The organism is Nocardia vinacea (genome assembly GCF_035920345.1).
GTDB lineage: Bacteria > Actinomycetota > Actinomycetes > Mycobacteriales > Mycobacteriaceae > Nocardia > Nocardia vinacea_A.
Window position 1 is genome coordinate 3,425,250 of sequence record NZ_CP109149.1, and the last position, 12,989, is coordinate 3,438,238.

General features: G+C 66.0%; 14 protein-coding genes. 8 read left to right on the forward strand and 6 right to left on the reverse strand.

Annotation, left to right across the window (positions count from 1 at the left end; genetic code table 11):
* Positions 1-124 precede the first annotated feature (124 nt).
* Positions 125-970 (forward strand): MHYT domain-containing protein, encoded by an 846-nt coding sequence (locus OIE68_RS15960; RefSeq protein ID WP_327100138.1) that lies wholly within the window; start codon positions 125-127, stop codon positions 968-970.
* Between the two features lie 59 nt (positions 971-1,029).
* Here OIE68_RS15960 and OIE68_RS15965 read toward each other — a convergent pair whose 3' ends face one another.
* Positions 1,030-1,806: an MHYT domain-containing protein gene (locus tag OIE68_RS15965; protein ID WP_327100139.1), complete on the reverse strand. Its 777-nt coding sequence runs from the start codon at positions 1,804-1,806 to the stop codon at positions 1,030-1,032.
* 720 nt (positions 1,807-2,526) lie between these two features.
* On the opposite strand from OIE68_RS15965, the gene OIE68_RS15970 reads away from it, so the two are divergent.
* Positions 2,527-3,471: a rhomboid-like protein gene (locus OIE68_RS15970; protein WP_327100140.1), complete on the forward strand. Its 945-nt coding sequence runs from the start codon at positions 2,527-2,529 to the stop codon at positions 3,469-3,471.
* On the opposite strand, the gene OIE68_RS15975 is transcribed toward OIE68_RS15970, so the two are convergent.
* Positions 3,373-4,557 (reverse strand): cation:proton antiporter, encoded by a 1,185-nt coding sequence (locus OIE68_RS15975; protein WP_327100141.1) that lies wholly within the window; start codon positions 4,555-4,557, stop codon positions 3,373-3,375. The two genes, OIE68_RS15970 and OIE68_RS15975, sit on opposite strands and share 99 nt — an antisense overlap.
* A 4-nt stretch (positions 4,558-4,561) precedes the next feature.
* The gene (locus OIE68_RS15980) at positions 4,562-5,044 is read right to left on the reverse strand and encodes a cation:proton antiporter regulatory subunit (RefSeq protein WP_327100142.1); all 483 of its coding nucleotides are present in this window, start codon (positions 5,042-5,044) and stop codon (positions 4,562-4,564) included.
* Between the two features lie 263 nt (positions 5,045-5,307).
* Here OIE68_RS15980 and OIE68_RS15985 point away from each other — a divergent pair, with 263 nt between their 5' ends.
* Both OIE68_RS15985 and OIE68_RS15990 read left to right on the forward strand, forming a co-directional pair.
* Positions 5,308-6,504 carry a sensor histidine kinase gene (locus OIE68_RS15985; protein WP_327100143.1) on the forward strand — a complete coding sequence of 399 codons (1,197 nt, stop codon included), beginning with the start codon at positions 5,308-5,310 and terminating at the stop codon, positions 6,502-6,504.
* Positions 6,501-7,145, forward strand: coding sequence for a response regulator transcription factor (locus tag OIE68_RS15990; protein ID WP_327100144.1), 645 nt, complete (start codon positions 6,501-6,503; stop codon positions 7,143-7,145). Before OIE68_RS15985 ends, OIE68_RS15990 begins: the two co-directional genes overlap by 4 nt.
* Before the next feature lies 1 nt (position 7,146).
* On the opposite strand, the gene OIE68_RS15995 is transcribed toward OIE68_RS15990, so the two are convergent.
* A complete protein-coding gene (locus OIE68_RS15995; RefSeq protein WP_040692576.1) occupies positions 7,147-7,518 on the reverse strand; it encodes a DUF952 domain-containing protein in 372 nt (123 codons plus the stop codon).
* Positions 7,519-7,794: 276 nt separating this feature from the next.
* On the opposite strand from OIE68_RS15995, the gene OIE68_RS16000 reads away from it, so the two are divergent.
* Positions 7,795-7,989, forward strand: a complete 195-nt coding sequence (locus tag OIE68_RS16000) for a DUF7455 domain-containing protein (protein WP_029903635.1) — start codon at positions 7,795-7,797, stop codon at positions 7,987-7,989.
* Between the two features lie 68 nt (positions 7,990-8,057).
* Here OIE68_RS16000 and OIE68_RS16005 read toward each other — a convergent pair whose 3' ends face one another.
* On the reverse strand, positions 8,058-8,798 hold the full coding sequence (locus OIE68_RS16005) for a TetR/AcrR family transcriptional regulator (RefSeq protein ID WP_419150773.1): 741 nt from the start codon (positions 8,796-8,798) through the stop codon (positions 8,058-8,060).
* A gap of 509 nt (positions 8,799-9,307) precedes the next feature.
* Here OIE68_RS16005 and OIE68_RS16010 point away from each other — a divergent pair.
* On the forward strand, positions 9,308-10,861 hold the full coding sequence (locus OIE68_RS16010) for a DEAD/DEAH box helicase (RefSeq protein WP_327101690.1): 1,554 nt from the start codon (positions 9,308-9,310) through the stop codon (positions 10,859-10,861).
* Positions 10,861-11,421, forward strand: a complete 561-nt coding sequence (locus OIE68_RS16015; RefSeq protein WP_327100146.1) for a hypothetical protein — start codon at positions 10,861-10,863, stop codon at positions 11,419-11,421. The genes OIE68_RS16010 and OIE68_RS16015 overlap by 1 nt, the downstream gene beginning before the upstream one ends.
* Before the next feature lie 6 nt (positions 11,422-11,427).
* On the opposite strand, the gene OIE68_RS16020 is transcribed toward OIE68_RS16015, so the two are convergent.
* A complete protein-coding gene (locus OIE68_RS16020) occupies positions 11,428-11,997 on the reverse strand; it encodes a class I SAM-dependent methyltransferase (protein WP_327100147.1) in 570 nt (189 codons plus the stop codon).
* Positions 11,998-12,115: 118 nt separating this feature from the next.
* Between OIE68_RS16020 and OIE68_RS16025 the strand changes: the two genes are divergently transcribed.
* The gene (locus OIE68_RS16025; protein WP_327100148.1) at positions 12,116-12,988 is read left to right on the forward strand and encodes a helix-turn-helix transcriptional regulator; all 873 of its coding nucleotides are present in this window, start codon (positions 12,116-12,118) and stop codon (positions 12,986-12,988) included.
* The last annotated feature ends 1 nt before the right edge of the window (position 12,989 follow it).

The window sequence follows — 12,989 nt, forward strand, 5'->3', positions numbered from 1 at the left end:
AAAAGTGACCGAAACCACTTATACGAAACCAGATTTCGGCTCCCATGGGGTCGACGGCTGTCGTATCGTCTGACCCGCTGTTATTTCAATCGCCGATGCTCTTTTTTCGGCAGTGGGGGCGTGCGTGCTCGACATCTACCATTTCAGTTACGGACTACTGACCCCGCTGCTGGCCTACACCATGTCGGTCACCGGATGCCTGCTCGGCTTGCAGTGCGCCGCACGCGCCCGCAGCGGCAAGGATCGGATCGGCTGGCTGCTCGGCGCGGCCGTCGCCATCGGCGGGACCGGCATCTGGGTCATGCATTTCATTGCGATGCTGGGCTTTTCGATCCGCGGCACCGAGATCCGGTACGACATTCCGCTTACCCTGATCAGCGCGATCACCGCGATAGCCGTGGTCGGCATCGGGCTGTTCATCGTAGTCAAACCCGAACCGTCGCTGCGCGGCCTGCTGGCCGGAGGTGCGATCACCGGCCTCGGCGTCGGGGCTATGCATTACATGGGCATGTATGCGATGAAGTCGAATGCGATGATCAGCTATGACGCGCGGCGGGTCGGGCTGTCGATGGCCATTGCGGTGGTGGCGGCGACGGTTGCGCTCTGGTTCACGTTGCGGGTCAAGGGATTTTTCGCGACCATCGGCGCCGGACTGATCATGGGTGTGGCCGTTTGCGGCATGCATTACACCGGGATGTCGGCGATGCATGCGCACACCGGAGATATGCATACCCCCGAAGGGACCGGCGCCATGGAGCTGATCGCGCCGATCATCGTCGTGATAAGTGTGGTGACGATGCTGCTGCTCATCAGCGTCAGCCTGACCGAGATCGATCGCAGCGTAGAACTGCCGCCGCTGCGCATCACACCGCGCGCCAAACCCGATCCGCTACCGCCGCTGCCACCGGTGGAACCGCAGATACTGCCGACCGCGTACTGGCCGACGCGGACCGAGGTACCGCGCCACTGAACCCGTCGAAATCGCCTGTGCGACAAGCTCCCAGGACGACCCCACCGGGCTATGCAGACTCAGTCCCTGGTCGGCCAGTAGCGCGCCGGGCGCGGTCCGCGCGCACCGTCGTAGGCCGGATCCTCGACATCGGTAATGCCGATATGCAGTAGCAGCATCATGGTGACCATGCCGACGCCGACCGTCAGCGGAGTCAGCAGTTGGGTCGCGCCCGCGCCCGCGGGTGGGTGCATGTGATGGCCGTTCTGCACATGCATCGCGAACATACCGGTGTAGTGCATGCCGCAGACCGCGACGCCCATCACCAGCGCCGCGCCGATGGTGGCCAGCGTGCCGCGGATATGCAGCGCGAACCAGAGCGCCGCCGTCGCGGCGATCACCGCGATCACCATGGACAGCAACACTATTCGTCCGTCGTATTCGATGACCGCATCGGATTTCATCGCATACATGCCGGAATAGTGCATGGCGCCGACGCCGACGCCGGTGATCGCACCGCCGATGTACAGCGCCACCGGCTCCAATCCAGGCAGCTGCGCGACCCGTAATCCGATCCACACCACCGCCATCGCGATCACCGCGCTGAGCAGGGTGATCGGCACGTCGTAGCGGATCGATGCGCCGTGGATCGAAAAGCCCAGCATGGCAATGAAATGCATGACCCAGATACCGGTGCCGCCGATCGCGACGGCCGCGGCGACGAGCCATCCGGCGTGGCCGCTACCGGCCCGCGCCCGAACCACGCACCGCAGTCCCAGCAATGATCCGGTGAATGACATCAGATAAGCGACAACCGGCGTGAGCAACCCGTGGCTGAAGTGATCGATTTCCAGCACGCGAACTCCCTCGTTGGGCGGACGTCGACCGTCATCGGGACAGCGCGAGCCCGCCCGCTTGTCAAGAACCAGCAGGTAGACGATTTACAGTACTACTGTCCGCTAAATTTGGCATGGGATGAATCCGGCCAGTGAGACAGCGCCCGCTATCCGGCGGCGATCAGCTGTGCCCCATGCATACCGAACGGTCCGCCGCCGCCGAATCCCACCGATAGCCACTTCCGGCAATCGATCAGCACTGATATTGCTGGGGCACAATGGATCTCGTGAATTCGCCAGGCAACAACAGGTGTTCGCACATTTGCAAGAACAGCACGGCAATTTCGGTACGCATGCCGAGTCTCATTGCGGCCCAGAGCCGCCGAGCCGGATCAGGCTCAGTCGCCAACTGGACTTGACCGGCGTCATGTGCTCGCGGCGGGTCTGCAGAATTCGCGTGCAACTTGCCGAAGTTGCAGGAGCACGCGGCAGCGCATCGCCAGTTGCCAGATCGGGTGACAGCGCGTCGCCAGTGCGACGGCCAGTGCACGCAGCGGCGAGGACAACGGTCCGACCGGCAAGCACTCGGCCGACCTCGTGGTCGGCGGACCAATTCTGCGGAGCCGACGATGCCCCGGGTGTGAATCGACGTTACGGCGAAAAGACCAGCTCAGGTGAGCCAGGACACAGACCGGGCGGGTCTACGGGCAGAAGTGCTTCGGAACCGGCAGACTTGTGCATGTGGTTGCCCCCACTTTGCGCCGAATCCACTCCCCCTGGACGCAGACCGTCGACCTCGGTGACGAGTTGCGTGCGGTCTGGTCGTGGGCGCGTCGGCCCCGATTGGTGCGCCGACTGCTGCCCGAACTGCGCCAACACCTGTCCGGCGCACCGGCCAGCACGGCCTACGCGTTTACGTTGTTCATCACCTGGTGGACGCTGCGCGGGGTCGGCGATTCGGTGGAGCGCAGGCTGATCTTCTCGGCCTCCACCAACCTCTACAACATGCAGCACAACCCGATCCAGGTGCTGGTGGCGTCGGCGTTCTGGACCCAGGGGCAATTTCCGTGGGTCACCATCGCGGAGATTCTGGTCGTCATGGGCTTCGCCGAACGCTGGCTCGGCACCAGTCGCTGGATTCTGCTGTTCGCGACCGGACATATCGGCGCGACGCTGCTCACCGTCACCGCCATCGACCATGCCATCGACCACCACGTCATCCCCGTGCGTGTGCAGTATGCGGCGGACGTCGGCACCAGCTACGGGTTCACTGCGGTTTTGGCGGCCATGGCGTTCCACTTCCGCGGTATGGTCCGCGCGCTGTGGGCGGGTGTCATCGTCGTATTCCTCGGCTCGGCACTGCTGATCGGACCGACCTTCACCGACTACGGGCATATGTGCGCGGCCCTGATCGGTTTGGCGGTCGGATTCGTCGCGTCTACTTTCTGGCGGCGCATCGAACGCCTGCGTGCCGAACGCGAGGCGACTTCCGCCGCGCCGACAACGGTATCGACGAATCCGCTTGCGGCGTCCCGAATTCCCGCGGCCGGCGCCGATACCGGGACGAGTTCCGTTGTGGCGCAGCCGCTATCCGGTGCTGACGGCGGGGCTGAAGCGGCGCTGCACCATGCCGATTGCCGGTTCGACGACGCGGGCCGCGATCGGACCGAGCACCGCCATCAGTAGCACATAGGCCGAGGCGAGTGCGGCGAGTTGACCGTCGACCCCGCCCATGCCCACCGCCAAACCCGCAATGACAATGGAGAATTCACCGCGCGCCACCAGTGCGGCGCCCGCTCGCGCCCGGCCCATCCGGCGGATGCCCTGCCGACTCGCCGCCCACCAGCCGGTCGCGACCTTGGTCACCACCGTCACCACCGCGAGCAGAATCGCCCAGCCCAGCACCGGTGGAATGGCCCCGGGATCGGTACTGAGTCCGAAGGCCACGAAGAAGATGGCCGCGAACAGATCCCGGATCGGTTCCAGCAATTTCGTCGCCTCGCGCGCGGTCGAACCGGAGATCGCGATGCCGAGCAAGAACGCGCCGACTGCCGCCGAAACATTCAGCGCCGATGCCAGCCCGGCGACCAGCAGCGCCGCGCCCAGCAGCTTCAACAGGAATACCTCGCGGTCGGCGCTGTCCACGATGGCCGAGACGTACCGGCCGTACCGCAGCGCGACGACCAAGACGACGGTGACCGTGGCCAGGGCCAGACCGAGCACGGTCAGCCCGCTCAGCAAGCTCGTACCGGCCAGGATCGCGGTGAGGATCGGCAGATACATCGCCATCGCGAGATCCTCGAAAACCAGAATCGACAGGATGACCGGGGTTTCCCGGTTACCGAGGCGGCCGAGGTCGTTGAGCACCTTGGCGACGATGCCCGAGGACGAGATGTAGGTGACGCCGGCCAGGGTGATGGCTCCGGTCATCCCCCAGCCGAGTAGCAAGGCGACCACCGCGCCGGGCGTCGCGTTCGCGACGATATCGACCAGGCCCGCGGCCCAGGAGCGCCGCAATCCGGTCACCAATTCGGCCGCGGTGTACTCGAGGCCGAGCAGTAACAACAGCAGCACCACGCCGATTTCGCCTGCGATATGGCCGAATTCGTTCGCGGCGCCCAGTTGGATGAATCCGCCCTGGCCGAAGGCCAGCCCACCGAGCAGGTATAGCGGAATCGGGGACATACCGAAGCGAGCCGCCACTCTCCCGAGCATGCCGAGTGCGAATAACACCGCCCCGAGCTCGATAAGGGCGAGCGCGGTTTCGTTCACGCTCTCACCCGTGCGTCAGGATCTTCGCGGCCGCGTCCAGACCGTCGGGGGTACCGACGACCACGAGTATGTCATCGGCGGTGAAGGTGAAGTCCGGTCCCGGTGAGGGGTGCAGCTGCCCCGCGCGCATCACCGCGACGATGGAAGCCTTGGTGCGCGTGCGCATTCCGGTCTCGCCGAGGGTGCGGCCCTCGTACGGCGAATCCTCGGCGATGGGTAGCTGGCGGGTGGTGATCCCGGGTAGGTCGCGGTGATCCTCGCGTAGCTTCGCCACCAGCTGCGGCGAGCCGAGTAGGTTGGCGAGCACCGCGGCCTCGTCGGGAGTCAGCGGTACTTGCGCGGCGCAGGAGTCCGGGTCATCGGGTTTGGAGACGATCAGATCGATGCCGCCGTCGCGGTGATCGACCACACCGACTCGGCGGCCCGACCGCAGCTGGAAGTCTTTGCGTACCCCGATCCCGGGTAGGGCGGTGACATCGACGTTCACACCTCCACCCTAACCGGCAAAAGCGGCTGACCGCCCAACAGCCCACCGACCACGCTGACCGTTTCGATCGACCTGCAAGCAATCGCTACGGCGCAATGCCTGCGATCACCGATGCCCAACCCGTGACGCTGTCGGCATGCCCTGGTATCGGATCACCCGTCAGCGTCGCGGCGGGCGGGATCCGCTACGTGGGTCATCAAATCGACCCGGACTCATTCCTTCGGCGGACCCGGTGGCGCTGGAGCATGTGCTGTGATGGGGCGATGCGACGGCAGTGGGATGCTTTGTCGGCGACCACGCAGGACGCGCTGGTCGCCGCCTTCGCGCTCGTACTCGGCGCCGCGCTCTATCTGACCGGCTTGTTCGAGATGGCCAGTGACCTGAGCCGCCATCCGTCGCTGCCGGTGCGGTTCGGGGTGCTCGCGCTGATCTGCGTGGCAAGCTTCCTGCGGCGTCGCATGCCGATGTCGGCGCTCGGTATCGGGCTGATCCCGTTCGCCATCGATTGCGCACTCGGTCCGACGGTGCCGGTCTGGCTCATCTATTCGGATCTGATCTATGCGGGTGTGCTGTATGCCGCGCCCGCGCGCTCGCGCTGGCTGGTCACGGTTTGCGGGGTGGTCTCGGCCGTACTGACCGTGCTGGCGCTCGTGCTCGGCGACTGGCGGGTCGCGGTGATCACCATCGCCGCGCTGTTCGCCTTCGTCGCGACGCCGCTGTGGTGGGCGCTGTCGGTGCGCGGGCACAAGGAGATCGCCGAGGCCGAACGCAAACGCGCGCAGGCGATGACACTGGTCGCCGAATTGGATCGGCGCGCCGCCATCGCCGACGAACGCAAGACGATGGCGCGCGATCTGCACGATGTGATTGCCGGACACCTGTCGGCCATCGCCATCCAATCGGAAGCGGCGCTCGGGGTGTTGGCCCGGCAGGAAACCGATCCCACTGTCGCCGGGATCGTTTCGTCGATCCGGTCCAATAGTGTCAGCGCGCTGCAGGAGATGCGCACCATGATCGGTCTGCTGCAGCGCGACGACGGCGCCGAGGACGATGCGGCCGCGCCGCGCAAACTGGCTCAGCTGCCGATTCTCGTCGACGCGGCCCGCGCCGCCGGAATCACCGTGCGCGTGCGGGATTCGCTGAACGGGACGGCGCTGCCGAGCGCGGTCGACCAGGCCGCCTACCGAATCGTCCAGGAAGCACTGACGAATGCCATGAAACACGCACCGGGACAGGAGGTCGATATCGACGTGCGTACGGAGGCAACGAATCTGGCTCTCTCGGTGCGCAATCCCACGGTACCGGTGCGCAATCGACCACCCGACGACGCGCGCCACAGTGGTCTGATGAATATGCGGGAACGAGCCGCGGCGCTCGGCGGCACCTTCACCGCCGGACCCGGCGCCAACGGCTGGGAAGTCCTTGCACGACTGCCGATCTCGACGACGGAGGTGTCATGATCCGGGTACTGATCGCCGATGACCACGGCGCGATCCGGGCCGGACTGCGGATGATCCTGGAGACCGCCGAGGGCATCGAAGTGGTCGGTGAGGCCGCCGACGGCGATATCGCGGTGGCACAGGCCAAGGCGCTGCGCCCGGATGTGGTGCTGATGGATGTGCGCATGCCGGGCGTCGACGGCATCACCGCCACCGGCCGCATCACCGACGCCGGCCTGGCAAGGGTGCTCATCCTGACGACCTTCGACCTGGACGAGTACGTCTTCCGGACGCTGCGCGCCGGCGCGTCCGGCTTCGTGCTGAAATCCGCGTCGGGACAGGCACTTGTCGATGCGGTGCGCGCGGTGGCCGCGGGTGACGGCGTGCTCGCGCCCGAGGTGACCGCCGCGGTGATCAATGCGTTCGCCTCGACCGAAGGCGATCCGAGCCGGCCCGCGCCGGACGGCCTGGACGAGCTGACCGAACGCGAACGCGAGGTGCTCGACTGTCTCGGCGACGGTCTGTCCAATGCGCAGATCGCCACCCGGTTGTTCATCGGCGAGACAACAGTCAAAACACATGTCTCACGTGTACTCACCAAACTCGGTGTGCGGTCTCGCGTTCAGGCCGCCATCGTGGCGCGCGAGGCCAGGGAGCGGTAGGTCAGGACGCCGGAAAGTTCGGGTCGAGCGCGGCGAAGGTGCCGTCCGCCCCGGGCTGGTAGTCGACTACGGCGGTGACCGCGCCGACCGGCAGCGGACCGTACAGATGTGGGAACAGCATCGATTCCGGATCAGTGGGCACGCCCGGTTCCCATTTCACCGGCGCGCCGACGCGGGCCGGATCGATGCGTAGCAGCACCATGTCACGCCGACCGGCGAACAGTCGGTTGGCGGGCAGATGCGCCTGCTGTGGCGTGGACAGATGGATGAACCCGATCTCCTCGAACGACTCCGGGCGGTACTCGCCGGTTTGCCGCGCGGTCAGCCATTCGGCGAGTGTGCAAATGTGAACGAGCGTGTGAGTGTCATGGATCACGGGTAATCTCCCGGTAGACAACTGGATAGGCCTGTTCGTGATCGTGGTCGAGTGGAGTTCGATACGTAACCGGAGATGTTCGCCAGTAGCGAAATCCCAGGTGGTGTTATCGAAAACACACAGAATCACTTCCGGGAACAAAGCCCCCGTCCCGAACGTCTGACAGAGTAGTCATACCCCTGCTGGGAAGTAGCGGTAGCGAGCCCGCGGAGTGACCACGGGCCCCACACCAGGTGAACGGACTGTAGTGCCGGGAGCCAGGACGGAGGAGTCATGCCAGGAACCCTGACAAGCACCCCACTGACCGCGGTCGATCGTTGCGACCGTTGCGGTGCTGCCGCACGAGTTCGTGCCGTATTGCCCGCAGGTGGCGAGTTGCTCTTCTGCCAGCACCACGCGAATGAACACATGGATCGCTTGCGTGAGCTCGAAGCCGTGATCGATACGGAATCGGCTCCCGCGCTCTGACCAGTCCTCGCGTCCCGACACAACAGCATCGAACAACAGAACATCGCTGATAGACGACAGCGGGCGACCTACAGGTCGCCCGCTGTCGGCGTTTCCGGTCCCGCTGCTCCGGACAGGATGCCGTCGAGCAGTTTTCCCAGACCGAAGGCGAAGTCGCCCGCCGGGTCCGACGGCGCTTGATAGCGTTCGCCTACCGCCGCACCGACCCGCGAGGCGATCGGGAACTCCTCGACCGACATGACCTCGGTCAGCAGCGGACCGTGCTGCTCCCACCACTGCGCGTCGGTCAGCTCCGCTGTACTGCGGATTCCGGCGATCGCCATCCGCGCATTGCCGGTCGCGAATTCCGACAGCACGGCGATCACCCGATCCATAGCCAGATCGGATAACCCGATCCCCTCGATCGCGGCCAGCTGCCGTTCATATCGGCGCATCCGGCCCGGACCGAGCACCAACCGCCACGGTGGCACCTCGAGCATCCACGGGTGCGCGATCAGTTCCGCGCGGACCTGTTCGGCGATCGCGGACATTCGGTCACGGACCGGGAGATCGGCCGGGACGGGTACGTCCTCCAGTGCGACCGTGTCGACCATCAACACAGTCAAAGCCTCCTTGCTCGGCACATAGGTATAGAGGCTCATCGGGCGCAGGCCGAGTTCGGCGGCGACCGCTCGGATCGACACCTTTTCGTACCCCTCCCGATCGGCGAGGGCGATCGCGGCGACGACAACCTCATCGACACTCACCGTCTGCTTCGGTCCGCGCCCACCGGATCGCGGCGGCACAGCATGTCGCCAGAGCAGGCTCATCAACTGTTTCGCCTGGTCGGTCACGTGGTCCTCTCGGAATTAATTCGGTACGCTGTACGTTGTTATAATACTCCGTACACCATACGACGATCTAGGGGACCGTTCTGCCCAGCACACAGGCCACCTACCTGCCCGACCGCCACATGTTCGCGCTGTGGACTTGGAACGGATCCGCGCCCGGCCACGCGCCCGACGGCGATCAAGAAGCACTCTCTCTAGCAGTGCCGACGGGTCCGGACGGCGCGATCGAGGTCACGGATGTCGATTGCACACTCGTTGATACCGACGAGCTGTTGCATCTGGACCTCGGTGACCCGGGCCCGTCCGTACACGCTTGGCGTGCGGTGCTGCGGGACGGAGTCGAACCGTGCGATGCGCAGACGCATGCGGATACCAAATCTTCCGGTGCACACCCGCCTGGACACTCGGCCGACACCCGATCCGCCGATGCAGCCTTCGAAGCCGCTGCGACAACGCGGACGCAGGTGGCCGACGCTTCGACTGATCAGCTGGGCGGCATACAGGCGCGGTCCGAGTCGGTGGGTCCAGGCGATACGGTGTTGCTGCCGATCGCCGCGCACGCGGTGCCCGATGCCGCCGGGACGTCGATCGTGTCCGCCGAGCGTGCTGCGCGGGTGTTGCGTGAAACACGGTGTGTCGGGGCGGAATTGCGGGCGGGGCTGAAGGCGGAGCTGCGGCCCTATCAAGTGCGGGGCGCAGGCTGGTTGCACGAGACCGTCGCGGCACACGGCGGGGCGGTATTGGCCGATGAGATGGGTCTCGGTAAGACGGTGCAGACCATCGGTTTTCTGCTCGGGCGGGCCGGGGGTGGGGCGCAGCTCGTGGTTTGTCCGACGTCATTGGTCGGGAACTGGGCGCACGAGATCACGCGGTTCGCGCCGGGCCTGCGGCCGGTGGTGTGGCGTGGGGGTGCGGTCACAGATGAGGCCGGGACCGTTGTGGTGACCGGGTATCCGATGTTGCGGCTGCACGGTGCTGTGTTGGCCGATCAATCCTGGGCGACAGTCGTTTTCGATGAGGCGCAGGCGTTGAAGAATCCGCGCACCCAGGTGTCCAAGGCAGCGCGGGCATTGACGGCGGAGGCGAAGGTCGCGCTGACGGGTACGCCGGTGGAGAACCATCTCGAGGAGCTGTGGGCGCTGCTGAATCTGGTGGCGCCGCGGCTGTTCGGGCATCGCACCCAGTTCCGCCGTCGATTCGTCCGGCCGATCCACGAGGGTTCGGCGGCCGCAGCGGGCCGACTGCGCGATGCGCTCGAACCGGTGCTGCTGGCGCGCAAGAAGGCTCAGGTCGCCGCATCGCTGCCCGCGAAGATCCACAGCGATCTGCTCTGTGATCTGACCACCGAACAGGAACGGCTCTACGACCAACTGCTCGACAAGGCGATCGATGACGGCTTCGGCCACGGCGCGCAACGGCAGAGCCGAGTGCTCGCCGCATTGACCGCTCTCAAGCAGGTCTGCAACCATCCGGGACTGATCACCGGTGAGCTGGACGAATTGGCGGGCCGGTCCGGAAAGCTGGACCTGTGCTCCGATATCGTGGCCAATAATCTCGAAACCGGTGACCCGACACTGATATTCACCCAGTATCGCGCCACCGGTGACCTGCTGGTCCGCCACCTGCACGAGCAGTTCGGGCTGCGGGCGCCGTTCTTCCACGGCGGACTGAATCAGGCCGAGCGTGCCGAGATCGTTTCGGGTTTCCAGGCCGAAGACGGTCCGCCCGTGTTGATCCTGAGTCTGCGCGCCGCAGGCACCGGTCTCACCCTGACGCGTGCCGCCGATGTCATCCACTTCGACCGCTGGTGGAATCCGGCCGTCGAAGCCCAGGCCTCCGACCGGGTGCACCGCATCGGCCAGACCCGCACCGTCACCATCACCACCCTGACCTCGGGCACCACCGTCGAGGAGCACATCGCGGGCATGCACGACCGCAAATCCGCCCTCGCGGACCTCAACGATTCGGCCGGGATCGCCGCACTGGCCCGCCTCGACGACGACCAGCTCATCGAGATCCTGCGCCGCAAGAGGGAGAACTGATGACGGACAACGAATTCGGATACACGGCATGGGGCATGGACTGGGTCCGGCTCGCCGAACCCCTGCGCCAGACCCGACCCGACCCGCTGCTCCCCCGTGCCCGCAGCATTGCCCGCAACAACGGTGTCCAGGCGACCATCGAAGGGCGCATCGTGCGCGCCGCCATCCACCGCGGTGGGCAGGCCTCGGTAACCCACCTCGAAGTCGCGCCGCTTTCCCGTTCAGCCATCATCGCGATCGCCGAAATCATCCCGGATACAACAGTTCTCACCGACGAAATGCACCGAGCGCTGGTCGACGCCGGCATGCGCCCGGCACCCGGCCCGGCCGGGACGGACTGCTCCTGTTCGGCTCGCACCGCCCGCTGCGTGCACGTTCTCGCGGTGTTCTACGACATGGCCCGCCGCGTGGACGAGAACCCTCGCCTGGCGCTGGAGATCCAGGGCTATTTCCAAGCGGCACCGGAGGATTCGACAGCGCCGGTCGAGTCACCCCGCTGGACCCCGATCAATGCACTGGATCCTGCGGACTACTTCGAGGCCGCAATAGCGGTGCGCTGAAAGGATTCACTCGGGGCGACGGGCACGGAAGCGGAAACTTCCTGCGCCGGTTTCGATCTCGACGTCGTTGAAACCGGCTCGGGTGAGCCGGTCGGCGGCGTGCTCCGGCGGTACCGGCACGCAGGTGTCGCCGAGGTGCAGCAGGCGGAATACGCGGCCGTCGAGGCCGTCGCTGCCTGCGAATACACCGCCAGGCCGCAGGACACGCAGGGCTTCGCCGAAAAGAGCGTCCTGTGCTCCGACAGTGGGTACGTGGTGCAGCATCGTGAAGCACACGACCGAGTCGAATTGTCTTGGGGGCAAGGGCATATCCGCGCCGTCGCCCTCGATCACCGTCATCGCGGCGCCATGCCGGGTGCGCAGCCGATCGACGAGCACCGGATCGATCTCGACACCGGTCAGCTCGCTGGTGCGCTCTCGCAAGGCGCGGATATTGGCGCCGTAGCCGGGGCCGATCTCGAGTGCGGACGCACCGAGGTCGAGACCGGACAGCGCCCACGGGACGATCCGCGTCGTACTCGTACGCTCCCACGCCGCCGATCGGCACATCAATTTGTGTACGTAGTTCATCGCCATGCGATTCACGCTAGGAGCGGCCAGCTGTGACCACGACAGGCTACGGTGACAAGTTGTGTCGCGAAACGGCCAAGTCTTGGCGCCCCAACCCGGGACATCCCAGCCGAACGACGGATCCATGGTATTCCCGGCCGCGATCGGAGATACCGCCATGGCCTTCGGCGCGGGCGTCATGTCCGCGGGCTACTGGTTCGACACCCATGAACATCCGCAGCACCAAATCGCCTGGGCGGCAAGGGGTGTCATCGCCGTCGAAATCGGCGACGGATACTGGGTGCTGCCACCCACCCGCGCCCTGTGGATCCCCGGCGGCACCCGCCATCGAACCGGAACCACCCAGGGCGCGACCATGCGCGGCATCTTCGTGGCACCCGATCGATGCCCGGTCTCATTGACCACCCCGACGATGCTGCGAGTATCGCCATTGCTGCGCGAACTGTTCGACCATCTCACCGGGCCCGACACCGCCCTTGCGGGAGACCCTGATCGACTGGAGCACCTCGGTGGGACTCCGATCAGCGCCCGACCGCTCACGGACGCTCGAACTGAGGGGACCGCCGCGGCCCCGACTTCGAATCCCGACGAGGACATCGCCGCCGCACGACGTGAACGCGCGGAGGCGGTCATATTCGACCTGCTCGAGCCGGTCGACGTGATTCCCGTCGGCGCCCGCCGACCGGCGGATGCCCGAGCCGGACAGGTCGCCGACGCCCTGACCCGCAATCCCGCCGACCCCCGCACCCTCGCCGAATTCGCCGCCGATGCCGCAACCAGCCCCCGCACCCTGGCCCGTCTATTCCTCGTCGAAACCGGAATCTCCTTCGGCCAGTGGCGAACCCAGATCCGGCTAGCCGCCTCCCTCCCCCTGCTCGCCGAGGGCCTGCCGATCGCCCGCATCGCGGGCCGCGTCGGCTACGCCACCCCGAGCGCCTACGTGGCCGCCTTCCGCCGCACCGTCGGCGTCTCCCCCGGCCGTTACTTCACTGGGTAAT